This is a genomic window from Streptomyces durmitorensis (assembly GCF_023498005.1).
Lineage (GTDB): Bacteria > Actinomycetota > Actinomycetes > Streptomycetales > Streptomycetaceae > Streptomyces > Streptomyces durmitorensis.
Genome location: NZ_CP097289.1, coordinates 7,952,806 through 7,978,570, shown reverse-complemented (window position 1 = coordinate 7,978,570; position 25,765 = coordinate 7,952,806). Strand labels below are relative to the sequence as shown.

Sequence of the window (25,765 nt, the reverse complement as noted above, 5' to 3'; positions counted from 1 at the left end):
TCGACATCGAGCACGACGTCCTCGCTCGTCGTCGTCACGTCAACTCCTCGCCATATCCGTACAGATGTCGGCGAAGCTACGTTGCGTTCAGTGGGCCATCAATGAATAACTGACCTGGAAACCCTCCCCAGTAGGGGATTTCGAGGTTCTGTTGCAATGAACGTGCCGATGAACGCAAGGAGGTCCACGCGTATGCCGGGAGGCAGGCTGACGCACCAGGACCGCAGGGACATCGGCGCGGGTCTCGCCGAGGGGCTCAAGTACACCGAGATCGCCAGGAGCCTCGGCAGACCGACGTCGACGATCAGCCGTGAGGTGACCCGCAACGGCGGGCCCGACGCGTACCGCGTCGACCACGCCCACCTCGCCACCGGGCGACGCGCCCGTCGGCGCAGGCAGGTCCCTCGCCGTGAGCCGACCGCCCCCGCCGACGCGTACGGACGCGATCCCGATGCCGTACGCGACTTCGCCGAGCAGCTCGCGGCGCTCATGGTCAGGACCGGGGTGCCCCGCATGGCCGCGCGGGTCCTTGCCCGCCTGATCACCGACGACTCGGGCAGTCTCACCGCCGCCGACCTCGTCCAGCGGCTGCGGGTCAGTGCCGCTTCGGTGTCCAAGGCCGTGGGCTATCTGGAGGGCCTTGAAGTGATCGGCCGCGTACGCGAACCGGGCCGGCGTCGCGAGCGGTACGTCATCGACGACGACGTCTGGCTCAGCGCGTGGATGGCGAGCGCCCAGAAGCACGCGATGTGGGCGGAGACCGCACAGCGAGGGGTCGACGTCCTCGACGCGGCGACCCCCGCGGGCTCCCGGCTGGCCCGGATGAGCCAGTTCTTCGCGACCCTCAGCGACGACATGAGCGGCGGCACGGCAACCGTCGACGACGCCCTGACCGTGCTCGCCGCACTGCGGCACGCGGGCGCACCCCTGACGGAGCACCAACTGGCCACAGCGCTGGGCTGGCCCCGGGACCGCGTCACCGGTGCGCTGCTCCTCACCGGACCGGACCGGCTCACTCCGGAGCAGCTCAAGGCCTTGGGGCGACCTGCCTCGTAGCCGTGGCCGCCGGGGACAGGGGAAGCGCCCCGCACGCCGGGCAGTCAGGGTGCGGGGCGCTTCGTGCGGGGGCCGCTACGGGATGTCCGCGCGGAACTTCTTCGTCAGGTCCGCGCCGCGGATCACGTCGCCCGAGTGGTACTTGAGACCCCACGCGTCGATCACCGAACCGTCGGCGAACATGCAGGAGGAGACGACGTTCGAGGGGTTGGTCTCGCCCTTCTTGGCCCAGCCTCCGCCGTCCGTCGACTTCGGGCCGTACAGGGCGGTGCCGTTGATGGACTTGCAGTAGCCGAGGGACGGGTTGCCGGGGTGGCCGCCCGGGTCGGCGGGCTTGTGGACGTAGGCGAGCGCGGCCAGCGTGGGCTTGTCCGCGGCGAGGCTGTCGGCGCCGATCGTGATCTTGGTGCCGTCCGCGCCGGTGAAGACGCACATCTCGCGTTCGCCGCCGAGCCGGACGATCTGCGTTCCGGTCTTGGTGTAGTACGGGACCTGCTTCTGCGCGGTACCGCCCTGCTTCTTGCACCAAGTGGCGTCGGCGGGCACCCGCTTGGCGGCGGGCCCGGCCGCGGGCGCGGCAGGGCTGTCGGCGGCGTTGGCCGCGACGGCACTGCCCGAGAGCAGCAACGCGGCGCCCAGGGAAAGGACTTGGGAACGCTTCACGCTTCCTCCAGAGAGGGGGACACAGGGGACGGCAGCCGTGATCGGCAATATCTTCGGGAGGGTTTCTCCGCAGGTCAACGCGTTCTCGTGAGCTCGTGGGCGGCCGTGCGAAGTCGACGCGATCAGGTGTGCGGGACCCGTCTGACGTGGGGCTACGAGGGGCGTGATCCGGCCAGTAATGCGCCGGTAACAGGCCGGTGGGAGCGAGCGGTTAGAGTGACTGCCCTCATGAGCGGCACGGGCGGCACGGCACACGCGTACGACATTCAGGGGAGCCCAGACACCTCTCCCCCCGTGCTCCGCATCCAGCTGCTCGGCGGCTTCCGTGCGGAGCGGACCGACGGGGTGCAGCCCGCCGAGCGGTGGCCGCGCCCCAGCGCCCGGACGCTGGTGAAACTGCTCGCCCTCGCTCCGGGGCACCAGCTGCACCGCGAGCACATCATGGCGGCGTGCTGGCCGCACGCGGAACTCCCGGCCGCCCAGCGGAGCTTGAGGGTGGCGGTGCACACGGCACGCCACGCCCTCGAACCCGAGCTGACGCCCCGGTCGGCTTCCTCGTACCTGGTGGCCGACGGGGCACTGCTGCGCCTGGCCCCGGGCGCGGTCCAGGTCGACACGGACCGCGCCCGATCCCTGGCCGAAAGCGCGCTGATCGAGGGCGACGCACCCCAACTGGCCGCCGCGCTTGCCGCGTTCACCGGTGAGCTGCTCCCCGAGGACCGCTACGCCCCCTGGGCCGAACCGCACCGTACCCGCCTCGCCGAGCTGCGCGACCGGGTCGTGCTCGCCCTCGCGGAGGCGCAGCTCGCGGCGGGCGAGGCACAGGAGGCCTGCGGGAGCGCGCGCCTCCTCCTGGAGTCCGCCCCCGCGGACGAGCGGGCCCACCGCGTCCTGATCAGGGCCTGGCTGCGGCAGGGGATGCGGCGCGCGGCGATCCGGCAGTACGAGCTGTGCGCGCAGGCCCTCGACGCCGCCGACCCGGGAGCGCGCCCTGGCCCCGAGACGGCAGGGCTCCACCGCGCGGCGCTCGACCGGCCCGCCGAGCCCGAGGCGGACGCGGCACGGGTGCGCGTGGCCTTGGCCCGCACCCTGGAGCGTTCGGGCCGCTACGCCGAGGCGATCCGTGTCCTGCGGGAGGCGCTGACGGCGTACGAACTCCAACGCGGCGCCGACGCCTGTACGTTGACGGCCACCCGCCTCGCGGAGATCCTGGCCCACACCGCGACGCCGCAGGAGGCCCGCACGGTCCTCGACGCGCACCCGCCGGGTCCTGACGCCGCGGCGGACGTGCGGGCGGCGCACCGCATGGCGGAGTCGATGATCCTGTTCCACGAGGGGCGGTACGCGGCGGGGCTCGCGGCGGCGCGCGGCGCGCAAGCGGTTCTCGGGCCGGACGCGGACGGCACCCTGCTCGCGCGATGTCTGTCCCAACAGGCCATCTGCCACGGCCTGTTGGGATGCCACGAGGCTGCCATCGCGCCCGCCGAGCAGGCGCTCGCACCGGCCGAGGAGTCCGGCGACCCGGCCCTCCTCGCCACCGTCCTGTCCGTCCTGCGCGAGAACGCGCGCCGCGCGGGGCTGCACCGCAAGGCGCTCGGCCACGGGCGGCGCGCCCTCGCCCTCGCCGAGCAGGCCGGGCGGCCCACGGCCACCGCCTTCGAGCGCGCCAACCTCGCGGAGATCCATCTGCTCCTTGGCGAGGTGGACGAGGCGGAGCAGCTCGCGGACGCGGCCGTCGGTCTGGCCGAGCCGTTCGGCGGCACGGTCCTCGCGTTCGCGCTCACGGCGCTCGCCCGGGTGCGGACGGCCGCCGATCCGGACCGCGCCCGCGCCCTCCTCGACCGGGCCGAGCGGTGTGCCGCCGACGGCGGGCACCAGCAGGCCGTGGACGAGGTGCGGGCGGCGCGCGCGGAGCTGGCCGCCCGCACGGGCTGACGGCCGCCCGGCGTCTTGACCGGGCGGCCTCAGGACGGCGCGTCAGGCCGCGGCGCCCGCGAGCGCGGGGCGCTCCGCCTCCCGCAGCCGCTCCATCAGCGCGATGCGGGCCCGCGCCACACGCGAGCGGACCGTGCCCACCGGACAGCCGGTGAGCAGCGCGGCCTCCGCGTAGGGCAGACCCAGGAGCTGGGTGAGGACGAAGGCCTCACGCCGCTCTTCGGGCAGCGTCGCGAGCAGGTCGGCGAGGACCACGCCGTCGTCGAAGCCCGGCAGCCCTCTGGGCTGGGCCCGCTCCGCGGCGGACTGCCAGTCGTCCGTGTCGGAAAGACGGGGCCGGGCCGCGGCGTGCCGCAGGCTGTCGATCACCGCCCGCCGGGCGATGGAGAGCAGCCAAGTGCGGGCGGACGAGCGCCCTTCGAAACGGTGCAGGCTGCCGAGGGCCCGCAGGAACGTGTCCTGCGTCAGGTCGTCGGCGGCCTGCGGGTCGCCGCCGAGGTACGTCACGTACCGGCGGACGTCCCGGTGCAGGGCGCGTACGAAGTGCTCGACCGCTTCGGGGTCTCCGGCGCGGGCGGCGAGCGCCCAGGCCGTTATCGACTCGTCGGGTGAGCTGGGCAGGGCAGGAATGATCACCTGGTGTCCTTCTCGGGATCCGGGATCCGGGTACGCCGTACCTACGTGCGTCCGGCGTATCCGGTGAGGGGGGTACGGTCGCGCGCGAGTGCGTACGACCGATGCCCGAGCCGCCCGGCCGCGTGCGATGCGGCGCGCGGGAACGGCGTCGGGGAACCGGCTGTCAGGCGACAGCGGTCCCCGCGGGCGGACCCCGAGAAGTGATGGCGTGCACGAGGAGCAACTGCCGCGGCCGGCCCGCCGCGCGGGGGCGATGGCGCCGGATGCGGGGGCGGTGGGCGGGTGCCGGCAGCGTGAGGGGCACCCGCAGCGGCGCGACGAGCCACCCGGCGAAGGCGCGTGCGATGCGGAAGACCGCGCGTTCGCCGTGCGCGAGCCAGAGGCCGCAGAGGAGGGCGGCGAGAAGGTGGGCGGCGAGCATGCCGGTCGGCGACATGCCGCTCATGTCGTGGCCGCCGCCCATGTGTTCCATGTGCTCCATGGAGGAGGCCGAGGGCATCGGCGTCGTCCCCGATGCGGTCATCGGCGCCGCCATGGCCGAGCCCTGGCCCGTCCCCGTCGCGTCGGCGCCCATCGGCGCCGCGCAGAGCATGTGCTGCACCCACCGCCGCACGAGCGTGACTCCGCCCGCGGGCTGCGCGGCGGCCTGCGCCAGGGAGAACCCCGAGTGCAGCGCGGCCTGTGCGGCCACGGTCACGGAGACGACCAGCGGCAGCCCCCGCTCGCGCCCGGCCAGCGTCCACGCCGTGCCGCCGACCGCGACGGCTCCGGCACCCAGCGCCCACGAGGGCACCGAGGTCCCGGACATCAGCACGTGCCCCAGGGCAGCGAGCAGTACACAGGCGGCGGCGAACACCGCAGCCCGCACCGCGCGAGAACACCACCCGTCAGTCATGGCGGGGCCATCTTTGCATTCGCGCCCCTCCTTTCACGGAGGGGTACGCGAATTCGACCCGGACCGCTCACCCGCCCCGTACGTGTGAGCCACGGCACACCGACCCCCGGGAACTGGGCGGACCTCCGCTCCGACCTCTGGGGAGGACCGCTAGCGCGGCCGGACCACGACCGCGTCGGCGCGGATGCTGCCCCCGTCCCGGAAGTGCAGCGTGAACGGCACCGTGTCGCCCGCCTGCCACCGGCCGCGGGCCCGCAGCATCACGTTGGTGCCGAGCGGCGACATCGCCAGGGCCCCGTGCGCCGGGACCTCCACCGACGCGGCGCCGCTCATGTACGCAGCCCGGCCTTCCGTGGTCCGGTGGCGGCCCAGCATGGTCCGGTCGGCGGCCGGGGAGTCCGAGGTGATGCCGGTGAGACGGTCCGCCGATCCGCCCTTGTTGGTGATGCGGAAGTACGCGGAGGTGTCCCTCGTGTCCCCGTAGGGCAGGAACACCCGCCCCGTGCCGACCTCGATCCGCGGGGGCCTGCCCGCACCGCCCGTGCCCACCCACGTGGTGAGCCCGCCGAGCGCGACGGCACACGCCGTGACGGGTGCGAGCGCCGCGAGCAGGGGTGCGCGCAGGCGGCGGGCCGCCGACCCGAAGTCCTCGCTCATCGCGTGCCGCCCTTCCGCGCCCGCGCCGGACCCGGCCGCCAGGTCCGCAGCCGCAGGCTGTTGCCCACCACCAGGAGCGAGCTTGCCGACATCGCGGCGGCCGCGACCATGGGGTTCAGCAGGCCGACCGCCGCCAGGGGCACGGTGACCGCGTTGTAGCCGAAGGCCCATCCGAGGTTCGTCCGGATCGTGCGCAGGGTGCGCCGGGCCAGCAGGACCGCGTCCGCGACGGTCTCGATGTCGCCGCGTACGAGTGTGACGTCGGCGGCCCCGATGGCCGCGTCGGTGCCGCCGCCCATGGCGATGCCGAGATCCGCTCCCGCGAGGGCCGCCGCGTCGTTCACGCCGTCCCCGATGACCGCGACACGGTGGCCCTGCTCCCTCAACTCCCTTACGAGGTCGGCCTTCCCCTCGGGTGTGCAGCGTGCGTGAACCTCGGTGATGCCCAGGTCGGCGGCGACCGCGCGGGCGGTCGGCTCGCGGTCCCCCGTGGCGAGCACCGGACGCACGCCGAGGCGGCGGAGCCGGTCGACGGCTCGGTAGCTCCCGGGGCGCACGACGTCGCCGATCGCGATCAGGGCCTGGGCCGTGCCGTCCACGCGGACCACGACCGGGGTGTGCGCGGCGGATTCGGCGTCGGTCAGCGCACGGGACAGGTCCTCGGGCAACTCGCCCTCGGGGGCGCCGACTTCCACGAAGCGGCCCTCGACGCGGCCGCTCACCCCGCTGCCCGGCGTGGCATGGAACTCGGTCACCTGCGGCAGCGGACGCCCCGCGTACGCGACGACCGCCCGGCCCAGCGGATGTTCCGCGCCCCGCTCCACCGCACCGGCGAGCCGCAGTACGTCCTCGCGCCCGACGCCGTCCGCCGTCACGGTGACGCGGGCGACGCTCATCCGCCCGGAGGTGAGCGTGCCGGTCTTGTCCAGGACGACGGCGTCGACGTCCCGCAGCGTCTCCAGGGCGCGCGGCCCCCGTACCAGGACGCCGAGTTGGGCTCCCCGGCCCGTGGCGGCGAGCAGGGCGGTGGGCGTCGCGAGGCCGAGCGCGCAGGGGCAGGCCACGACCAGGATCGCCACGCATGCCGTCACCGCGGACTGCGGGGCGGCTCCCGCGCCGAGCCAGAAGCCGAGCACCGTGACGGCCAGCGCGAGCACCACCGGCACGAACCCGCCCGCCACCGTGTCCGCGAGCCGCTGGGCGCGCGCCTTGCCGGCCTGGGCCTCGGTGACCAGACGGGTGATGCGGGCGAGCCGGGTGTCGGCGCCGACCGCCGTGGCGCGCACCAGGAGCAGCCCGCCGACGTTGACGGCGCCACCGGTCACCGACGCTCCGGGGCCGACCTCGACGGGCTCACTCTCCCCCGTGACGAGGGAGAGGTCCAAGGCCGAACTGCCCTCACGCACCACCCCGTCGGTGGCGACCCGCTCCCCCGGGCGCACGACGAAGCTCTGGCCCACGCGGAGGCGGGCGAGGGGGATGCGCCGTTCCGTGCCGCCGTCGCGGACCTCGACGTCCTTGACGGTCAGGCCCGCGAGCGAGCGCAGCGCGGCACCCGTCCCGTGCCGGGCGCGCGCCTCCAGATACCGCCCCGTCAGGACGAACAGCGGTACGGCGACCACCGCTTCGAGATAGATGTGCGCGGCCCCGTCCGGCGCGGACGGCAGCAGGCTGAACGGCATCCGCATGCCGGGGTCGCCCGCACCGCCGAGGAAGAGCGCGTACGAGGACCAGGCGAAGGAGGCGACGACGCCGAGCGAGACGAGGGTGTCCATGGTCGCCGCCGAGTACCGCAGGCCCCGCAGCGCGCGGGTGTGGAAGGGCCAGGCTCCCCAGACGGCGACGGGCGCGGCCAGCATGAAGCACAGCCACTGCCAGTTGCGGAACTGCAGGGCGGGCACCATCGAGAGGATGAGCACGGGGGCCGCGAGCAGGGCCACGATCAGCAGACGGTCGCGGTCGCCTCGCGACTGCTCTGCGGGCGCTTCAGGCTCTGAGGGCGCTTCAGGCTCTGAAGGCTCTGCGGGCGTCGGCTCGGGGAGCGGCCGTTCCGGCTGCCGGACGGGTTTTGCCGTGCAGCCCGCCCGCTCCACCGCCGCGACGAGTTCACCGAGGGGGACGGTGCTCGGATGGGTCACCCGGGCCCGCCCGGTGGCCAGGTTCACCACCGCGCTCACACCGTCCAGTCTGCCGAGCCGCTTCTCGACACGCCCCACGCAGGCGCCGCAGGTCATCCCGCCGACGGTCAGATCGGTGATGACGTCGGTGTCCGCTCCGGCGGCGGCCGCGGAGCCGCTCATCGGCCGCCGCCGGAGTGCATGTCCCCCATGCCGTCGCCCCCATACGATCCGCCGTCACCGCCGCCGGGCCCCTTGTCCGTCCCGGTCTCGGTCTCGGTCCGCTGCATTCCGGGTGCGACAGGACCGACGGCATCCCCCACGGCGTACGACACCGCGAAGATCACCGCGAGCAGCGCGAGAAACCCGCAGAGCAGGGGCAGTTGGGGGCGATCGCTCATCGCCGCTCTCCTGACACTCGTGAACGCGAGGGCGCGGATCCGTCGCGCCCGCGCCTGTTCAGGTCAGGAGTCGGCCGCGGAGGAGCCCCAGTTCCCGTGAGCACGAGACGGACGCACGAGACCGACGCACGAGACACTTGACCTCGACCAAGCTTCAGGAATGAGGCTTGCCCCATGAACAGGACATCAGCGACAGCCGCGGAAGCCGTCGCGGACTGGCTGGCCCAGCAAGCCCACCCCATCAACTCCTTCGACACCAACGCCGCGTCGGACGACCTGCGCCCACTGGCCGACGCGGTGGCCGATGCCGAGATCGTCGCGCTCGGCGTGGGATCCCGCTCCACGCACGAACTGTCCGTCCTCCAGCACCGGATGCTGCGCCTGCTGGTCGAGGAGCACGGGTTCAGGTCGCTCGTCCTCGAAGGGGACGATCCGGCACGGCTCGGCCTCGACACGTACGTCCTCACCGGGGCGGGCGATCCACAAGCGCTGCTCGCCGAGGCCCGTTCCTTCTGGCGGACCGGGGAGATCCTCGACGTACTGCGCTGGATGCGCGCCCACAACGAACGCAACCCTCACGACCCCGTCCAACTGGCCGTGCCCTCCTCGCAGTCGCCGCCGCCCGGCGCCGGTCTCGCGGAGATCGAGCGGGCCATGGCCGACGAGGCGATCCGGTGGCGCGAACGCACCCGCCAGAAGACCGTCTACTGGGGCGGCCTCGCTCACACGGCCGTCGGCGACCCCCGGTCGGTCTCCTCCCCTGCGCCCGAGACCCACCGCAACCTGGGCGGCCACCTGCGCGAGCACTTCGGCAGCGGCTACGCGTCCGTCGGTCTGACCTTCCACCACGGCATCGACCACCCGGTTCCGCGCAGGGAGTTCGCCGAGGCGCTGCTCGGCGCGGCGGACCTCCCCGCGTACTCCCTGGACCTGCGCGCACGGCGCCCCGCCGACGTCGACGCCTGGCTCGGCGCCCCGGCCATGACCCGCGTCGTCGGTCCCTTCTACGACGCGCGCGAGGACGCCGACCACCACCTGTCGGGCGGCTCCCTCGCGGAGTGGTTCGACGCCGTGGTGCATGTCCGCGAGGTGACGCGGGCCAGGCCCCTCCAAGGCTCCTGAGGGCCCGGCGTCATTCGAGCAGATCAGACATGGGCTGGCATCTCATGGGCGCCGACAGCCGCTTGGGCATCGGCGGCCAGCTCCCGGCGGTCGGACCCGTGCAGCGGGGCGTGCGCGGTGACCCGCACGGTCAGTCCCCGGGCGCGGGCGACGCGGTGCAGCGAGGCCCCGAAGGTCTCGTCGCCGAGGAAGGCGGCGGTGGTGCTTCGGGTGCCGTGCTGGTAGTAGCGGATGGTCACGGGCCGCACGGGTGCGCCCGCGTCGGCCGCCGCCTGGAAGGTGGCCCGGCGGAACCGGCCGCCAAGCACGGAACACCAGGTCGTCGCCTGCGGGAAGACGAGGACGGAGCGGCCCGAGCGCAAAGTGGACGCCAGATCTGCTACTGCGTGCGGCAGTTGGCGCAGCCCGTCGCGGTCGATGAACTGGGACCCGGCCCGCCGGGCCAGCGTGCCGATGACCGGCCACTGGCCCACTTCCCGCTTGGCCAGGACCGTCACGGGCTCGACGGCCAGCAGGCTGACGACGTCCAGCCAGGAGATGTGATTGGCGACGATCAGAGTGCCGGGCCGTGGGCCGTTCACCCTGCCGAGCCTCGGGCCGTCCACCGTGAGCCTCTCCGGCCCCTCCTCGACGCGTACGCCGAGCGCGCCCAGGATCCCCCTTGCCCGCGCCCGCAGCGCGTGGGGCTCGGCGAGGCGCTCGCCCTGCGCCACGCCCAGGCCGATCTCGTACGCCAACGCCGCGTACCGGCGGACCAGTTCGGCCCGCAGCACCCGTGGCACCGGGCCCGTGACGCAGGCCGGGGTGCACAGCGCGCCCGTGGCTACCGCCGGGCTCATGGCGTCTCCCCCAGGAAGTAGCGGCGGTAGCGGTCGCCGAGCCGGTCCATGTCCAGGAGCACGAAGAAGTCCGCGACGTCGAACTCGGGGTCGTGCGTGGGCGCTCCGCACATCCACGCGCCGAGGCGGAGATATCCCCTCAGGAGCGGCGGCAGGCCTGCGTAGGTGGGCCGGTCTACCGGTGGCCCGGTGGGCACCCACGGGCGCCGGGGCTGCACCCGCAGTTCGGGCGGCGACGCGTGCTTGGACGTGCCGAGCAGCCAGGCGCTGGACGCCGCCTTGCCGCCGTCGGACAGCGGCACCGAGGCGCAGCCCGCCAGATAGCGGTGGCCGGAGAGCAGGACGTAGCGGGCGAGCGCCGACCACATCAGGTTGATCACCGCACCGGAGCGGTGGTCCGGGTGCACGCAGGAGCGGCCCGCCTCGATCGTGGAGGACCGCAGCCCCTCCAGCGCTCGCAGGTCGAACTCGCTGTCGGAGTAGGACCGCTCGGCCCGCCCGGGAGGCAGCAGGCGGTAGGTGCCGACGACCTCGCCGGTGGTGGTGTCGGTGACGATCAGGTGGTCCACGAGGTCGTCGTAGGGGTCCACGTCGTGGCCGGGCAGGGAGGTGTGGAGCGTGGCGCCCATCTCCTCGCCGAAGACGCGGTACCGCAGGCGTTGCGCGGCCCGGATCTGCTCCTGGGAGTCGGCGATGGAGGTGACGTACGTGCTGGAGACGGCAGGGCTTGCGGGAGCGGTGGGAGTGGCGGGAGCGGTGTGCGTCGAGGCAGCGGATGTCGAGGGCATGACAGATCCGGTCTCCGTTCGGGGAGGGGCTCAGGCGTCGCGGCGCCCGAGGATCACCGTGGACAGGGTCAGGGAGGCGGCCGTCCAGGCCGCGAGGAGCAGCAGCCCGGTCGCGGGGCCGTAGAGATCCGCGTCGGCCGTGAGGAACTGCGTGCCCGCCGCCTGGGGCAGGAACTGCGCCAGGTTCGTGAGGAAGTCGAGGGGAATCGATTGGAGGATCGTCGGCACGATGAGCAGCAGCACGAACAGCACGGTGATGGCCCCGGCTGAACTGCGCACGATGGCCGCGAGGCCGACGGTCAGGACACTCATGAGCATCAGGTGAACGGCGACCGCAAACACCTGACCCGCCACTTGTGCGCCATCGGACGTCGACTCTTCCAGGGCCGCCGCACCCGCCACGACCCCGAGCACGGCGAGCACGATCCCGGCGGCGAACGCGACGGCCCCCACCGTGAGGCTCTTGGCGATCATCAGGCGTGCGCGGTCCGGCACGCACTGGAGGGTGTGGGTGATGCTGCCGGTGGCGTACTCGCCGGTGACGCAGAGCAGGGCGAGGCCGGCGACGACGAACTCGACGCCGTAGACGGTGGCGAGCGTCGCGGGGTCGGCGACCGATGCCCCGGCGTCGTGGGTGACCACACCGACGCACGCGGCCGTCGCCCCCATCACGGCGGCAGCCGTGAGCAGGAAGTACCAGGTCGAGCGGAGCGAGAACAGCTTGGTCCACTCGGCGGCCACGGCCCCGCGAAGACCGCCGCCTGCCGTACGCAGCGACGCCCGGTCGCCCCTTGCGGATGTCTGGATGCCGTTCACAGCCGTGCCTCCCCGAACTCGACGCTTCCTGCGGTCAGTTCCATGTACGCCTCTTCCAGTGACGCCTCGACGGCGCGCAGTTCGTGCAGTCGTACGTGGCCCTCGTGGGCCAGATCTCCGACGCGCTCCGGCGTCAGGCCCGTCACCACCAGCTCGTGCGCCGAGACCCACTGGACGTCGTGCGCCTCCGGTACGAGCCGCCCCGCCAGGGCGTGCAGGCCCTGGGCCTCGGGCCCGCGTACGCGGACCGCGTTGCGGGAGCCGCGCGCGAGGATGTCCTCCATCGGCGCGTCCGCGATGAGCCGTCCCCTGCCGATCACGACAAGGCGGTCGGCGGTGACCTCCATCTCGCTCATCAGGTGGCTGGAGACGAACACCGTCCTGCCCTGCGCGGCGAGCGACCGCAGGAAGCCGCGGATCCAGAGCACACCGTCCGGGTCGAGCCCGTTGACCGGCTCGTCGAGCATCAGCACCTCCGGATCGCCGAGCAGCGCTCCCGCGATGCCCAGGCGCTGCCCCATGCCCAGCGAGAACGAGCCCGCCTGCTTGCCCGCCACATCGCTGAGCCCCGTGGCCTCAAGGACCTCGTCCACGCGGCGTGCGGGGATGCCGTGGCTGCGCGCCATGGCCAGGAGGTGCTTGTACGCGGTGCGCCGGGGGTGCACCGCCTTGGCGTCCAGGAGCGCGCCGACCTCCCTGAGGGGATGCGTGTGGTCGGCGTACCGCTTGCCCTTGATGAGGGCGGTGCCCGATGTCGGGTGGTCGAGGCCCAGGATCATGCGCATCGTGGTGGACTTGCCCGCGCCGTTCGGCCCGAGGAAGCCGGTGATCTTCCCTGGCGCCACCTCCAGGGACAGTGCGTCGACGGCGGTCTTCTCGCCGTATCTCTTGGTCAGGCTCCGCAGCGTGAGCATCGTTCCCCAAGTCCCTCTCCGTGCCCACGCATTCGGTTCGCGTCGGCGGTGATGACAGGGACGCTACGAAGCGGCGCGGCCGGGTACAGGGGACCTTGGTCAGCACCTGCCCTGCACTTTCGTCAGGTCCCCGGCGCACTTCCCGCACGGTCCACGGCGGCCGGGTAGCGTGCTCGCATGATCCGAGTGCTGCTTGCCGACGACGAGGCGATGATCCGGGCCGGGGTGCGGGCGATCCTGGGCACCGCCGAGGACATCGAGGTCGTCGCCGAGGCGGCCGACGGCCGCGAGGCGGTCGACCTCGCGCTCAAGCACCGCCCGGACGTCTGCCTCCTCGACATCCGGATGCCCCGGCTCGACGGCCTCCAGGCCGCGGCCGAACTGCACAAGGCCGCGCCGGGGACGGCGGTGGCGATGCTCACCACGTTCTCCGAGGACGAGTACATCGCGAGCGCGCTCGGCTCGGGCGCGGCCGGTTTCCTCCTCAAGTCCGGAAATCCGCGCGAGCTGATCGCCGGTGTCCAGGCCGTCGCCGAGGGCGGCGCGTATCTCTCCCCGTCGATCGCGCGGCGGGTCATCTCCCGCCTCGGCGCCGGGCAGCTCGGCAAGCAGGCCGCCGCGCGGGCCCGCGCCGAGGAGCTGACGGCGCGCGAGCGCGAGGTGCTCGCGCTGGTCGGGGCCGGTCTGTCGAACGCGGAGATCGCCGGACGGCTGCATGTCGTCGAGGGCACGGTGAAGGCGTACGTCAGCCAGGTCCTCGCCCGTCTCGGCTTCAAGAACCGCGTGCAGGCCGCGATCCTTGCGTACGAGGCGGGACTCGTCGGCGAGGAGTGAGCCGGGCGCCGCGAGGCGATCCCCTACTTTCGTCAGGGGCGCGGGCCGGGGTTGATCGGCGATGCTTGGCGGATGCGCGGCGTACACGGCTGGCTTCCCCGGCTCTTCGACATCGGGCTGTGGCTCGTGGTGTGCGCACCGCCGGTCTCGGCCGCCATCGGCCTGGACGGACCCGACGCGGTCGTGGCGGCCGTGGGCGTTCCGCTGCTCGGGGGCGCCGTGGCGGTCGGCAGGCGGTGGCCGCTGGTGGCGCTCGCCGTGCCCGTCGCGCTGAGTCTGATGACGGACGCGGAGATGCTGACGCCCGTGTACTGGGCGGCGCTGGCCGTCCTCGGGTATCTCGCGGGCAGCCGCAGCGTCGCGGTGCGTCCCGCGCTGTGGTTCTTCGGGGCGGTCGCCGTGGCCGGGCTCGTCCTGTGCGCGGTCGTGTCGAGCGATCTGTGGGGCTGGCCCTCGATGCTCCTGACGCTGCTCATCGGCGCGGTGCTGCCCTGGCTGCTCGGCCGCTACCGCCGCCAGTACGCCGACCTGATGGCCACCGGCTGGCGGCTCGCCGAGCACATGGAGCACGAGCAGCAGGCCGTCGCGGACCGCACCCGCATCCGCGAACGGGCCAGGATCGCGGGCGACATGCACGACTCGCTCGGCCACGACCTGACGCTCATCGCGGTCCAGGCGGGCGTCCTTGAGGTCGATCCCACCCTCGACGCCCGCCAGCAGGCGGCCGTCGGCGAACTGCGCGAGGCGGCCGGGGCGGCGACCGAACGGCTGCGGGAGATCATCGGCGTGCTGCGGGCGGACGACGAAGCGCCGCCCAGGGCGCCGTCGGAGGAGAGCCCGGACGCCGTGGTCGAGCGCGCGCGGGCCTCCGGGGTCGAGGTCACGCTCGAAGGGTCGGGTGCCACGGACGACCTGCCGCCGATGGTCGCACTTGCCGTGCACCGCGTGCTCCAGGAGTCCCTGACGAACGCGGCCAAGCACGCGCCCGGCGCGGCGGTGCGGGTCCGCCTCACGCGGGACGGCGACACCCTGCGCCTGACGGTGGTGAACGATCCGGCCGGGGCGGGGCGCCTGCCCGGGGTGGCGTCGGGCGGCAGCGGCCTCGTCGGGCTCGACGAGCGGGTGCGCCTGGCGGGCGGCACGCTGCGCGCGGACCCCACGGACGACGGCGGCTTCGCGGTGACCGCCGAGCTGCCCGCGGCGGGAGCCGCCCCGCGCGCCGTCGACGCGCCACGGCCGACCACGTCCGCCCGGGAGTTGGAGCAGGCCAGGCGGCAGATCAGACGGCGGCTCGTCCAGGCGGTCCTGGCCCCGCTCGCGGTCCTCGCCGGGATCCTGCTGCTCATGATCCCCATCAGCCTGATCAGTTCCGTCTTCTCGGTCCTCGACCGTGGGGTGTACGACGGCCTGACGGCCGGGGAGCCGCGCGACGAAGTGGAGTCCCGGCTGCCGAACTTCACCAGGGACGGCCCGCCGGACGGCGCGCCCGCGACGCCTCGCGGCCAGGACTGCGTGTACTACAGCACGCGCTTCCTGTCGTCCGACGGCTACCGCCTGTGCTTCGCCGACGGGCGGCTCGTGTCCAAGTCGGTCGTGGGTGAGGGCGACTGAAGGGGGCGCCTGTGTGACCGTACAGAATCAGGCAGGCAGCACCCCGCGAACGAGAGGCAGTCATGGCGACGACGCACCACGAACCGGCCGGTCACCTGCCCCTGGAGGGCATCACGGTCGTCAGCCTGGAGCAGGCCGTCGCCGCTCCCTTCGCCACCCGTCAGCTGGCCGACCTCGGCGCCCGCGTGATCAAGGTCGAGCGCCCCGGGGGCGGCGACTTCGCCCGCCGCTACGACACCACGGTGCACGGCCAGGCCAGCTACTTCGTCTGGCTCAACCGCTCCAAGGAGTCCCTCACCCTGGACCTCAAGTCCGATGAGGGCGTGGAGATCCTGCACGAACTCCTCGCGGGGGCCGACGTGTTCGTGCAGAACCTCGCCCCCGGCGCGGCCGACCGCCTGGGCCTTGGCGCGGATGAACTCCAGGCCCGCTACCCGTCGTTGATCCCCTGCACCGTCAGCGGGTACGGCACCAGTGGCTCCTGGGCGGACCGCAAGGCCTACGACCTGCTCGTGCAGTGCCAGACCGGGCTGCTCTCGCTGACCGGCACGCCGGACGAGGCGGTGCGGGCGGGCATCTCGGTCGCGGACATCGCGGGCGGGATGTACGCCTACACCGGCATCCTCACCTCGCTCTTCACCCGGGCGACCACCGGGCGCGCACCGGCCGTCGAGGTCTCCCTGTTCGACGCGCTCGGCGAGTGGATGAGCCAGCCCGCGTACTACACGCGCTACGGCGGCACGCAGCCGCCGCGCGTCGGCGCACGGCACGCGACGGTCGCGCCGTACGGCCCGTTCACCGCGTCCGACGGCAAGGACGTCCTACTGTCCGTGCAGAACGAGCGCGAGTGGGCCGCCCTGTGCGAGCAGGTCATCGGGCGGCCCGAGCTGACCGAAGACCCGCGGTTCGCCACCGGATCCGACCGTGTCGCGCACCGCGACGAACTGGACGCGATCATCTCCGCGCGCTTCGCCGCGCTCGGCAGCCAGGAGGCGATGGAGCTGCTCGACCGGGCCAACATCGCGAACGCGGGCGTCAATTCGGTCGCCGAGTTCCTCGACCACCCCGCGCTCCGCGAACGTGACCGCTGGCGGGAGGTCTCGATCCCGGGCAGCCCGTCCCCCGTGCAGGCGCTGGTGCCGCCCGCGAACCTGAGCGGCGTGGACCCGCGCATGGATCCGGTGCCGGCCGCGGGCGAGCACACCGAGCGGATCCTCGGGGAGCTGGGGCGCGGCCCGGACGACATCGCCCGGCTGTGCGCGGAGGGCGTCTGCCGGTGAGCGGCGGGTGAGCCCCGCCCGCCGCGTCGGGCCCCTCAGGCGACGCCGAGCCCTTCGAGCACCACGGCGCCCGGCAGCTCGGCGAAGGCCTTGCCCGGCACGATGAGCTTGCCCCTGCGGCGGCCGCTGCCGATCAGGACGTACGGCAGGTCGACGACGGCGGCGTCCACGAGCAGCGGCCAGTCGGCGGGCAGGCCGATCGGGGTGATGCCGCCGTACTCCATGCCCGTCTCGCCGGTCGCCGTGTCCATGGGTGCGAACGAGGCCTTGCGGGCGCCGAGTTGGCGGCGCACGACGCCGTTCACGTCGACGCGGGTCGTGGAGAGGACCAGACACGCGGCGAGCGAGGCCTCGCCGCCGCGCTTGCCCGCGACGACGACGCAGTTCGCGGACTGCTCCAGGATGTCCTGGCCGTAGTGCTCCACGAAGGTGGCGGTGTCGGCCCACTGCGGGTCGGTGTCGACGTACAGGATCTGCTCGGCCGGTGCGGTCCCGCTCCAGCCGCGCACGGCGTCGGCGACGGGCCCGACCAGGAGGTCGAGGGCCTCGGGCGCGGAGCGGACGTCGTCGAAATCTCCCATGGGTGCACGCATGGCCCGCACGCTAACAGGCGTCCTGGCCACGGGCCTTGGCGTCTCACTGCGCGGGCGCCGGTACGGCTCGGTGCACCTTCGTACGGCTCAGTAGGACGAGGCGTGCGCGGGCGGAACGGACACCGACATGGTCAGCTCGACCGGCTCGGCGCCCTTGTTGTGATAGCCGTGCGGCACGTTCGCCTCGAACGTCGCGGACGACCCCGCGGCCACCAGATGCTCCACTCCGTCCACGAGGAGCGTCAGCTCACCCGCCGTGACGTGCAGCAGCTCGATGGTCCCCGGCGGGTGCGCGTCGGAGTCGCTGCCCTCACCGGGCATCAGCTTCCACGCCCACAGCTCGAAGGGCCCGCGCGCCTCGGCCCCGACGAGGAGCGTCGTACTGCTGCCCGCCTCCGTGGACCACATCCGCACCGCCTGCTCGGGCGGCACGAGCCGGACATGCGAGCCCTGCTCGTAGTCGAGGAGGGTGGTGATGCTGACGCCCAGGGCGTCGGCGAGCTTCACGGTGATGCCGACGCTGGGGTTGGTCCTGGCCTGCTCGATCTGGATGATCATGCCGCGGCTGACGCCCGCGCGGGCCGCGAGCGCGTCGAGCGTGAAGCCGCGTTCCGAGCGCCAGCGCTTGAGGTTGCGCGCGAGCGACTGAGTGAGCTGGTCGAGGTCCGACACATTCCGTCCAATATTTTGGATGACAGAGTTCAGGATATTGAACTACGGTGTGGTGCACTTAATGGTTCACCACACTGTACTGCGAGGATCTCCGATGACAGCACTGTTCGCCCTGGCTACCAGCCTGATGTACGGGCTTGCCGACTTCGGCGGCGGACTGCTGACCCGGCGCATCCCCGCGCTCACCGTGGTCGTCGCCTCGCAGACCATCGCCGTGATCGTCCTCGGCGTGATCGTGGTCGCCACGGGAGGCTGGACGGAGTGGGGGCCGCAGCTGTGGTTCGCGGTGGCCGCGGGACTCCTCGGCCCGGTGGCGATGCTCGCCTTCTACAAGGCCCTGGCCATCGGCCCGATGAGCGTCGTCTCACCGCTCGCCTCCGTGGGTGTCGTCGTACCGGTGGCGGTGGGTCTCTTCCTGGGCGAGCGGCCGGGAGTCCCGCAGTTCGCCGGGCTCACCGTCGCCATCGTGGGCATCGTGCTCGCGGGCGGCCCCGAGCTGCGCGGCGCCCCCGTGCAGCGCCAGGCGGTCCTGCTCACCCTGCTCGCGGCCTTCGGCTTCGGCGCGGTCCTCGCCCTGATCGCCGAGGCGTCGAGCAACCTCACCGGCCTGTTCCTCGCCCTGTTCGTGCAGCGCGTGACGAACGTGGCCGCGGGCGGGGCCGCGCTGTTCGTCTCCGTGCAGCGGGGCGGCGCCGCACTCCCCGAGGGGGCGGGCATGGGCGTGCTCTGGGCGGCGCTCCCGGCGCTCGCCTTCGTCGGCCTGGCCGACGTCGCGGCCAACGGCACGTACTCGATGGCCGCCCAGAACGGCCCGGTCACCCTGGCCGCGGTGCTCTCCTCGACCTACCCGGTCATCACCGCACTCGCGGCACGCGCGGTACTGAAGGAACGCCTGCGCGGGATCCAGGCAGCGGGCGCGGGCCTGGCCCTGGTGGGCACGGTACTGCTGGCCAGCTGAGCAAGGCCCCGCGGAGGAGCGCCCCGAAGGGGCGCGGGGAACTGCGCGACAAGCCCCCACGCACCCGCAGACGCAAACGAGGGCGACTACCCCTCCAACTCCCCCAGAGCAAGCAACTGTTCCGGCGTGACCCCGTCAGGAATGGGAACAGGCGCAGGCGTACGCAACGGCGGCTGCCACCCGGCCTCCGCGTCCCAGCGCCGCACCACGCGCGCAGGCGCCCCGGCCACCACAGCGTGGTCGGGAACATCGCCGCGGACGACCGCACCCGCCGCGACCACGACATTGCGACCGAGCCTCGCCCCCGGCAGGATCACCGCGTTCGTGCCGATCCAGCAGCCGGGGCCGATCTCGACGGGCTCCATGCGCGGCCACTGCTTGCCGATGGGCGTGTGGGGATCGTCGTACGAGTGGTTCGTGGACGTCACGTACACCGTGGGCCCGAAGTAGCAGTCGTCGCCGATCGTCACCGTCGTGTCGGCGATGACATGGCTGCCGCGGCCGAGCACGACGCCGTTGCCGATGCGCAGGATCGGGTCGGGGCCTAGGTCCAGGTCGGGCATCATCCCGGCGGTGAGGGTGACCTGCTCGCCGATGATGCAGTGGTCCCCGATGCGGATCCAGGGCTCACCGAAGACGGTCCCCAGCGGGAAGGCGAGCTTCGTGTCCTGGCCGATGGCGCCGAACCGCAGCCGCCCCGGCCGCTGCGCGGTGACGGCGCCCGTGCGCTGCACCCACGCCCAGCCCGCGTGGACGGCGCGCTGGGTCGCGCGGCGCCGCAAGGCGGCGACCGCGGATGAGAACGTGTTCCTGTTCTTCGGCACGCGCTCACGTTACTCAGCCCCGAGCGGCCCGGTGACCCCGGACCCCTGTGATCTTCACCCCACACGGCGTCGCGCCCGCCGCCGTCCCGTACGGTTCCGCCAGGCGCGAGACACGTACGAATGGAGAAATCCGATGAGCCACGAGGCACTCGTCACCGGGATCGGCGGCAAGGACCCGAAGATCGATCAGGACGCCTTCACCGCGCCCACCTCGGTCGTCATCGGCGAGGTGACGCTGCACGCCGGGGCGAGCGCCTGGTACGGGGCGGTGCTCCGCGCGGACGGCGGGCCCATCGTCGTGGGCGCCGACAGCAACATCCAGGACAACTGCAGCCTCCATGTCGACCTGGGCTTCCCGATGACCATCGGCGAGCGGGTCTCGGTCGGCCACAACGCCGTCCTGCACGGCTGCACGGTCGAGGACGACTGCCTGATCGGCATGGGTGCGACGGTCCTCAACGGCGCGGTGATCGGCGCCGGTTCGCTGGTGGCCGCGCAGGCGCTGGTGCCGCAGGGGATGGTCGTGCCGCCAGGATCACTCGTCGCGGGCGTGCCCGCCAAGGTGCGCAGGCCGCTCACCGACGAGGAGCGCGCGGGCATCACGCTCAACGGCACGATGTACGTCGAGCTCGCCAAGGCCCACCGGGACGCCCACGCCAAGTGACGTTCAGTCGGCGGCCGGGACGGGAACCGGCTCGGCCGCCGTCAGCGCACCGCTTTCGGCCTCCGCCTCGGAGTGCGCCGCCGCCGACTTCTTGGCGCGGCGCTTGACGAGCAGCATGGAGCCGACGCCGATCAGCACGGCGATGGCAAGGCCGAAGTACGAGAACCGCTTGAGCCAGTCCTCGGCGACGACACCGATGTAGTAGATGACGGCCGTGGTGCCGCCCGCCCAGACGATGCCGCCCAGGACGTTGGCGATGAGGAACTTCCAGTACGGCATGCGAAGGACGCCGGCCAGCGGCCCCGCGAAGATCCGGAGCAGGGCGACGAAGCGGCCGAAGAAGACCGCCCACATGCCCCACTTCTGGAAGGACTGCTCGGCGCTGCCGACGTTCGCGGCGCTGAAGTGCTTGGGAAACTTCCGTTCGAGGCGGGCCAGGAGTGGCCGGCCGCCCTTGCGTCCGATCGCGTACCCGATGGAGTCGCCGATGATGGCGCCCGCGGTGGCGCAGATCCCCAGGATGACGGGGTTGAGCTCGCCGTGCTGCGAGGAGAGCAGCGCCGCCGAGACGAGGACGATCTCACCGGGCAGCGGGATGCCCAGGCTCTCCAGACCGATGACCACGCCGACCAGCGCGTAGATACTGACGGCCGGTACGGTCTCCAGCCATTCCTGGACGTGCAACGCCGGTTCCTCCTGTGCTGGTGTGCCTGTACCCGGCGTGCGCGTTCCCCCCAAGATCGCGCACGCCGGGCAGCCTACCCGCTCACCCGGCGTCGGCCGGGGCGGAACCCTCGCGGTCCTCGCGGTCCCACAGGTCACATCGGTGCTCACGGGCCACAGCGGTGCTCAGCTCGTTGCCGCCCGCGGACGCGGTGCGCAGCGAGAGCACCGTGCCGGGCCGGGTCCGCTGGTCGGGCGCGGTGGGCTGGCCGTCGGCGCGCGGGGCACCGCCGTGGATGAAGGAGCCCCAGTACTGGACCATCTGCCGCGCCAGAGTCCGCTGTTCGGCGTTGAGCGGCGTCGCCAGCCCGAAGTGCTTGAAGAGGTACTGCACTTCGTTGACGTGGGTCGCCCCGAAGTCGAATGTCTTGCCCGCCTCGCGGATCGAGGCGAAGGGCGGCGAGGTGCGGTCGGCGAACTCATAGGCGTAGACGGGGCCGCGTCCCGCGAGGGAGCGGTCCATGCGCAGCGCCGTGCAGGCGAACATCATGTCGCCCTGGGCGGCCGCGTACGCGTGCGTCGGCGAGGCGTGCTCGGACACCGGATAGCGCTCCAGGACCTTGGCGCCGAGGTCCGCGCCGTACATCTGGGTGAGCGCGCCCGGGTACTGCTCCTCGGTGAGCGGCTTGCCCTGTCCGTCGAACTGCCCGTAGGCGAAGAGCCGCCCTTCGTCGCTGTTCGCCCCGTTCAGGACGGGCACGCGGGAGGCGCTGCCGTCCTGGTACGCCTCCTCGGGCTGGACCGGCAGGAAGTCGCCGCCCGCCACCGGACCCCAGTCGAACCCGGCCTGCGCCGCGAGGATGTCAGCGGCGGGCTTCTTCCGCAGACAGGCGAGAGCGGTCGCCGCGTCCGGACAGCCCGCCTTCTTCGCGAAGGCCGCGCCCTGCGTGAGCGCCTCCTCGCGCTCGCGTGCCGCGCAGTCCCCGTAGGCGCCGCTCTGCACGATGCCCGCGCGGTAGAGGCCCTTGGCGGTGGGCGAGGCGAGCTGGGTGCAGACGGAGCGGCCGCCGGCCGACTCGCCCGCGATGGTGACGCGCTGCCGGTCGCCGCCGAACGAACCGATGTTGGCGCGCACCCAGCGCAGGGCCGCCTGCTGGTCGAGCATGCCGTAATTGCCCGAGACGCGGTCGGACGCCTCGCCGTCGAGGCTCTGCCCGGCGAGGAACCCCATCGCGCCGAGGCGGTAGTTGACGGTCACGACCACGGTGCCGGTGCGCCGGGCGAAGGCGTCGGGCACGATGTCCTCGCCCGCGCCCGCGGTCAGCCCGCCGCCGTGCAGCCAGACCATGACGGGACGCTTCTTGTGCTGCCCGTCGGGTGCGTAGACATTGAGGTCGAGGCAGTCCTCGGTATGGCTGGGGTTCTCGTACCCGGGGTCCCAACTCGCGCTCTGCACACACCGGTTGCCGAAGGAGGTCGCACCGCGCACGCCCTGCCAGGACTTGGCGGGCCTGGGCTCCTTCCAGCGCAGGGCGCCGACGGGCTGCCGCGCGTACGGGATACCGAGGAACTGCCTCCCTTCGGCGGTGGCTTCACCGCGCAGCCAGCCCGCGTCCGTGCGGACGAGCGTGCCGCCGCCCGTGCGGGGCGCGTCCTCCTGCGCGGTGGCCTGCCCGGTGGCCTGCGCGGCGTGCGGGGTGAGCATCGCCGCGGCGGCTGCCGCCATGGCGACGAAGGCGGACGCGGCGCGCCGCGCCCGGCCCGCTCCGCGTCTTCCCGCGCTGCTTCGACCTGTTCTTGTCGTGCGGCTCATGCGGCGACTCCCCTTGATGAGATGACGTCGACCCACTGGCGGCGGAAAACTATGGCGGTTACTGACTCGTGTCAATGAGTTGAACAGAAGACCGCCAGGAACGGCGGGATGCAGTCGGAAAGAACGGCGCCGCGCCGGTCGGGACCCCCGTGGCCCGGCCGACGCGACGCCGCTGTGTTCAATGAACGTACGGAAGCGAACGCCCCCGCGCGACTCAGTTATTGGGACGCAGCGTCCACACGACCGTCATCTCGCCGGTCACGGCGCCGTCCTCGCGCTGGATCGCGATCGCCACCGGGAACTCGGGCCGCTGTCCCGCGTCCAGCTCGGCGACGACCTCGGCGGCCGGGCGGCCGAGGGTCGCGGTGGCGGTCACCGACCCCATGGCGAGCTTCCTGTACGCGATGTCGGCGCGCACGGCGAGCGGCACGGCCCGCGAGAGCTGGTCCCCGAACGCGGCGAGCACGATCGCACCGCTCGCCGACTCCCCCAGCGTGAACATGGCGCCGGCGTGCGGCCCGCCGACGTGGTTGTGGTACTCGGCCTGGTCGGGCAGGGCGACCACGGCCTTCTCGGGCGTGGTCTCACGGAACTCGAGGTTCAGGGTCCGGGCCATCGGCACGGTTGCGGCGAGCATCTCGCCTATCGACATCTGGTCAGCGCTCATGGCCGGGATGTTACCCACGAGTAGCGTTCTTTGGCCAGGAGCCCGCTCGACGTAGATCACCGTCACCTATCGTTGCTGCTCATGTGGCCAGGACAGCAGCCGCCCGGGGGCGAGCAGAACCCGCAGGACCAGAATCCCAACCCGTACCAGCAGCCGGGGTACCAGCAGCCGAATCCCTACCAGCAGCCGGGATACCAGCAGCCGAACCCCTACCAGCAGCCGGGGCCGGGCCAGCAGCCGGGCCAGTGGAGCGCGCCGACCGCGCCCATGGGCGTCACGCCGCAACCGCCCGGCGGCAGCGGCAGCGGCGGCGGTGACAGCGGCAACAAGACCAAGCTGGTCGCCATCGTCGCCGCGACGGCGGTCGTGGTGGCCGCCGGTGTCACCGGTTTCCTGGTGCTCGGCGGCGACAAGGACGACGAGGCGGACGCGAAACCGTCCAAGTCCCCCGCCAGGTCCGCGCCCAAGAAGCCGGACCCGGCGACGGGCGGCGGTGGGAGCGAGCGCGGCAACGACAACGGCCCCAAGCCGGTGGTCAAGGGCTGGCAGGTCGTGGTGAACCCCAAGTGGGGCACGGCGTTCGACGTCCCGGCCGACTGGGAGGTGGAGACGCCCGGCACCTTCATCGGCTTCGAGGACACCAAGAAGAGTGACGGCAGCACGCTCATCGGCATGTCCGCACCCGCGTACTACAAGTCCAAGTGGTGCTCCTCCGACGACGACAAGGACGGCACCAAGGACGACACCGCCCTCGGCGCCGTCGGCACCAAGGGCGCGAACGGCGCGAAGAGCACCGACGAGGTCGCCGTCAACCAGGTGCCGTGGTGGGTCTACGGCGGGTACACGCAGCCGGACAAGAAGAGCCTCACCGTCCCCAAGAAGGCCGAGCCGTTCACCACGAAGACCGGCATCAAGGGCAGCATCGCGCGCGCCCATTCGACGAACACACCGCAGAGCGGCAAGTGCGACTCGGACGGCAAGGCGATCACCTTCGGCTTCAAGAACTCCGAGGGTGAGTACGTCGCCTGGAGCCTCTACGGCGCGAAGGGCGTCAAGGACGAGATCCCCGAGGCGACGATCATGAAGATCCTCAATACGGTGCGTCTGCACGGGGACCCCACGGAGTCCTGAGTCGTTTCGTACGCCCACGGGGCTTGTGACCCGATGTGCCGGCCCCCCTGCGGGGGCAGCGATGACATCAGGCCACAGGCCCCTCTATGGTTACTGCCCATGTGGCCAGGACAGCAGCCGCCCGGGGGCGAGCAGAACCCGCAGGACCAGAATCCCAACCCGTACCAGCAGCCGGGGTACCAGCAGCCGAACCCGTATCAGCAGCCGGGGTACCAGCAGCAGCCGCACTCGGGTGCCTACTCGCAGCCGGAGCAGCCTCAGTGGGCCGCGCCCACTCCGCCGCCGATGCCGCCCCAGCCGGGCGGCGGGCAGGGCGGGGACGGGAACAAGACAAAGATCACCGCGATCGTCGCGGCGCTCGCCGTCGTGGTGGCCGCCGGTGTCACGGGCTTCCTCGTCCTCGGTGGTGACAAGGACGACGAGGCGGACGGCAAGCCGGACAAGAAGACTCCCGCCAAGTCCGCGGCTCCGAAGCCGAGCCCCACCGACGACGGCGGCACCGAGCGCGGCACGGGCAAGGGCCCGAAGCCGACGATCGAGGGCTGGCAGGTCGTCGTGAACCCCAAGTGGGGCACAGCCTTCGACGTCCCGGCCGACTGGGAGGTGGCGACCCCCGACACCTTCATCGGCTTCGAGGACAGCGAGAAGGGTGACGGCAGCGCGCTCATCGGCATGTCCGCGCCCGCGCACTACAAGTCCAAGTGGTGCTCCTCGGACGACGACAAGGACGGCACCAAGGACGACACCGCCCTCGGCGCGGTCGGCACCAAGGGCCAGAACGGCGCCAAGAACACCAAGGACGTCGCGCGCAACGACTCCGCGTGGTGGGTCTTCGGCGGCTACACGGACCAGAAGAAGGCCGACAAGAAGAAGATCAAGGTCGGCAAGGTGGAGTCGTACACCACCACGTCGGGCATCAAGGGCAGCGTCGCGACCTCCACGACCTCCGGCGTCACCAAGAACGACAAGTGCGACTCGGACGGCAAGGCCACGACGTTCTCCTTCAAGAACAGCGACGGTGAGTACGTCGCGTGGTCGCTGTACGGCGCGAAGGGCGTGAAGGACGAGATCCCGGACGCCACGGTGAAGAAGATCCTCAGCACGGTACGGCTGCAGGGCGACGGCGAGGAGTCCTGAGCCGCTGAGCCGCTGAGCCGCTGAGCCGCTGACGGGGTCCTGCCCCGGGCGGAAACGGTTTGGCAAGTCGGTGTTCCGG

26 protein-coding genes are annotated in these 25,765 nt (G+C 72.6%); 10 read left to right on the top strand and 16 right to left on the bottom strand.

All coding sequences use genetic code 11. The features are described 5' to 3' along the window. Positions 1-192 precede the first annotated feature (192 nt). On the top strand, positions 193-1,056 hold the full coding sequence (locus tag M4V62_RS35730) for a GbsR/MarR family transcriptional regulator (protein WP_249591315.1): 864 nt from the start codon (positions 193-195) through the stop codon (positions 1,054-1,056). Positions 1,057-1,131: 75 nt separating this feature from the next. Here the strand turns inward: M4V62_RS35730 and M4V62_RS35725 are convergent, their stop codons facing one another. Then, on the bottom strand, positions 1,132-1,719 hold the full coding sequence (locus M4V62_RS35725; protein ID WP_249591314.1) for a hypothetical protein: 588 nt from the start codon (positions 1,717-1,719) through the stop codon (positions 1,132-1,134). A 228-nt stretch (positions 1,720-1,947) separates the two neighbouring features. Here M4V62_RS35725 and M4V62_RS35720 point away from each other — a divergent pair, with 228 nt between their 5' ends. Next, positions 1,948-3,654, top strand: coding sequence for an AfsR/SARP family transcriptional regulator (locus M4V62_RS35720; RefSeq protein ID WP_283779126.1), 1,707 nt, complete (start codon positions 1,948-1,950; stop codon positions 3,652-3,654). Positions 3,655-3,696: 42 nt separating this feature from the next. Here M4V62_RS35720 and M4V62_RS35715 read toward each other — a convergent pair whose 3' ends face one another. The 5 genes from M4V62_RS35715 to M4V62_RS35695 all read right to left on the bottom strand — a co-directional run bounded on the left by M4V62_RS35715 (position 3,697) and on the right by M4V62_RS35695 (position 8,360). Further along, positions 3,697-4,290: a sigma-70 family RNA polymerase sigma factor gene (locus tag M4V62_RS35715; RefSeq protein ID WP_249591313.1), complete on the bottom strand. Its 594-nt coding sequence runs from the start codon at positions 4,288-4,290 to the stop codon at positions 3,697-3,699. 163 nt (positions 4,291-4,453) lie between these two features. Further along, on the bottom strand, positions 4,454-5,185 hold the full coding sequence (locus M4V62_RS35710; protein ID WP_249591312.1) for a hypothetical protein: 732 nt from the start codon (positions 5,183-5,185) through the stop codon (positions 4,454-4,456). 150 nt (positions 5,186-5,335) lie between these two features. Next, positions 5,336-5,842, bottom strand: a complete 507-nt coding sequence (locus M4V62_RS35705) for a copper chaperone PCu(A)C (protein ID WP_249591311.1) — start codon at positions 5,840-5,842, stop codon at positions 5,336-5,338. Next, positions 5,839-8,142, bottom strand: a complete 2,304-nt coding sequence (locus M4V62_RS35700) for a heavy metal translocating P-type ATPase (RefSeq protein ID WP_249591310.1) — start codon at positions 8,140-8,142, stop codon at positions 5,839-5,841. Before M4V62_RS35700 ends, M4V62_RS35705 begins: the two co-directional genes overlap by 4 nt. Then, positions 8,139-8,360: a hypothetical protein gene (locus M4V62_RS35695; protein WP_249591309.1), complete on the bottom strand. Its 222-nt coding sequence runs from the start codon at positions 8,358-8,360 to the stop codon at positions 8,139-8,141. Before M4V62_RS35695 ends, M4V62_RS35700 begins: the two co-directional genes overlap by 4 nt. A 174-nt stretch (positions 8,361-8,534) precedes the next feature. Between M4V62_RS35695 and M4V62_RS35690 the strand changes: the two genes are divergently transcribed. Beyond that, a complete protein-coding gene (locus M4V62_RS35690; protein ID WP_249591308.1) occupies positions 8,535-9,482 on the top strand; it encodes an erythromycin esterase family protein in 948 nt (315 codons plus the stop codon). Between the two features lie 23 nt (positions 9,483-9,505). Here M4V62_RS35690 and M4V62_RS35685 read toward each other — a convergent pair whose 3' ends face one another. The 4 genes from M4V62_RS35685 to M4V62_RS35670 are packed head-to-tail and all read right to left on the bottom strand — an operon-like array spanning position 9,506 to position 12,839. Continuing rightward, positions 9,506-10,321 (bottom strand): lysophospholipid acyltransferase family protein, encoded by an 816-nt coding sequence (locus M4V62_RS35685; protein WP_249591307.1) that lies wholly within the window; start codon positions 10,319-10,321, stop codon positions 9,506-9,508. Next, positions 10,318-11,109 (bottom strand): GNAT family N-acetyltransferase, encoded by a 792-nt coding sequence (locus M4V62_RS35680; RefSeq protein WP_249591306.1) that lies wholly within the window; start codon positions 11,107-11,109, stop codon positions 10,318-10,320. Before M4V62_RS35680 ends, M4V62_RS35685 begins: the two co-directional genes overlap by 4 nt. Positions 11,110-11,139: 30 nt before the next feature. Then, on the bottom strand, positions 11,140-11,925 hold the full coding sequence (locus M4V62_RS35675) for an ABC transporter permease (protein ID WP_249591305.1): 786 nt from the start codon (positions 11,923-11,925) through the stop codon (positions 11,140-11,142). Next, the gene (locus M4V62_RS35670) at positions 11,922-12,839 is read right to left on the bottom strand and encodes an ABC transporter ATP-binding protein (protein WP_249591304.1); all 918 of its coding nucleotides are present in this window, start codon (positions 12,837-12,839) and stop codon (positions 11,922-11,924) included. The genes M4V62_RS35675 and M4V62_RS35670 overlap by 4 nt, the downstream gene beginning before the upstream one ends. A 177-nt stretch (positions 12,840-13,016) precedes the next feature. Here M4V62_RS35670 and M4V62_RS35665 point away from each other — a divergent pair, with 177 nt between their 5' ends. The 3 genes from M4V62_RS35665 to M4V62_RS35655 all read left to right on the top strand — a co-directional run bounded on the left by M4V62_RS35665 (position 13,017) and on the right by M4V62_RS35655 (position 16,564). Further along, positions 13,017-13,673 carry a response regulator gene (locus tag M4V62_RS35665; protein WP_249591303.1) on the top strand — a complete coding sequence of 219 codons (657 nt, stop codon included), beginning with the start codon at positions 13,017-13,019 and terminating at the stop codon, positions 13,671-13,673. 72 nt (positions 13,674-13,745) lie between these two features. Next, positions 13,746-15,284: a sensor histidine kinase gene (locus M4V62_RS35660; protein WP_249591302.1), complete on the top strand. Its 1,539-nt coding sequence runs from the start codon at positions 13,746-13,748 to the stop codon at positions 15,282-15,284. Between the two features lie 62 nt (positions 15,285-15,346). Continuing rightward, complete coding sequence (locus tag M4V62_RS35655) at positions 15,347-16,564, top strand: CaiB/BaiF CoA transferase family protein (RefSeq protein WP_249591301.1); 1,218 nt, start codon at positions 15,347-15,349, stop codon at positions 16,562-16,564. Positions 16,565-16,599: 35 nt separating this feature from the next. Here the strand turns inward: M4V62_RS35655 and M4V62_RS35650 are convergent, their stop codons facing one another. Further along, positions 16,600-17,157, bottom strand: a complete 558-nt coding sequence (locus M4V62_RS35650) for a YbaK/EbsC family protein (protein ID WP_249591300.1) — start codon at positions 17,155-17,157, stop codon at positions 16,600-16,602. An 87-nt stretch (positions 17,158-17,244) separates the two neighbouring features. Then, entirely contained in the window at positions 17,245-17,829 is a 585-nt protein-coding gene (locus M4V62_RS35645) for a helix-turn-helix domain-containing protein (RefSeq protein ID WP_249591299.1), read from the bottom strand. Between the two features lie 94 nt (positions 17,830-17,923). Here M4V62_RS35645 and M4V62_RS35640 point away from each other — a divergent pair, with 94 nt between their 5' ends. After that, the gene (locus tag M4V62_RS35640) at positions 17,924-18,787 is read left to right on the top strand and encodes a DMT family transporter (protein ID WP_249591298.1); all 864 of its coding nucleotides are present in this window, start codon (positions 17,924-17,926) and stop codon (positions 18,785-18,787) included. Positions 18,788-18,873: 86 nt separating this feature from the next. Here M4V62_RS35640 and M4V62_RS35635 read toward each other — a convergent pair whose 3' ends face one another. Beyond that, the gene (locus M4V62_RS35635; RefSeq protein ID WP_249591297.1) at positions 18,874-19,611 is read right to left on the bottom strand and encodes an acyltransferase; all 738 of its coding nucleotides are present in this window, start codon (positions 19,609-19,611) and stop codon (positions 18,874-18,876) included. A 133-nt stretch (positions 19,612-19,744) separates the two neighbouring features. Between M4V62_RS35635 and M4V62_RS35630 the strand changes: the two genes are divergently transcribed. Further along, positions 19,745-20,275, top strand: coding sequence for a gamma carbonic anhydrase family protein (locus M4V62_RS35630; RefSeq protein ID WP_249591296.1), 531 nt, complete (start codon positions 19,745-19,747; stop codon positions 20,273-20,275). A gap of 3 nt (positions 20,276-20,278) precedes the next feature. Here the strand turns inward: M4V62_RS35630 and M4V62_RS35625 are convergent, their stop codons facing one another. From M4V62_RS35625 to M4V62_RS35615, 3 genes are all read right to left on the bottom strand, one after another. Next, positions 20,279-20,959: a DedA family protein gene (locus tag M4V62_RS35625; RefSeq protein ID WP_249591295.1), complete on the bottom strand. Its 681-nt coding sequence runs from the start codon at positions 20,957-20,959 to the stop codon at positions 20,279-20,281. 82 nt (positions 20,960-21,041) lie between these two features. After that, the gene (locus M4V62_RS35620; RefSeq protein WP_249591294.1) at positions 21,042-22,751 is read right to left on the bottom strand and encodes a carboxylesterase/lipase family protein; all 1,710 of its coding nucleotides are present in this window, start codon (positions 22,749-22,751) and stop codon (positions 21,042-21,044) included. A 214-nt stretch (positions 22,752-22,965) separates the two neighbouring features. Continuing rightward, positions 22,966-23,418 (bottom strand): DUF4442 domain-containing protein, encoded by a 453-nt coding sequence (locus tag M4V62_RS35615; protein ID WP_249591293.1) that lies wholly within the window; start codon positions 23,416-23,418, stop codon positions 22,966-22,968. Positions 23,419-23,499: 81 nt separating this feature from the next. Between M4V62_RS35615 and M4V62_RS35610 the strand changes: the two genes are divergently transcribed. Both M4V62_RS35610 and M4V62_RS35605 read left to right on the top strand, forming a co-directional pair. Next, complete coding sequence (locus M4V62_RS35610) at positions 23,500-24,549, top strand: DUF8017 domain-containing protein (RefSeq protein ID WP_249591292.1); 1,050 nt, start codon at positions 23,500-23,502, stop codon at positions 24,547-24,549. 99 nt (positions 24,550-24,648) lie between these two features. Further along, positions 24,649-25,686 (top strand): DUF8017 domain-containing protein, encoded by a 1,038-nt coding sequence (locus M4V62_RS35605; protein WP_249591291.1) that lies wholly within the window; start codon positions 24,649-24,651, stop codon positions 25,684-25,686. The last annotated feature ends 79 nt before the right edge of the window (positions 25,687-25,765 follow it).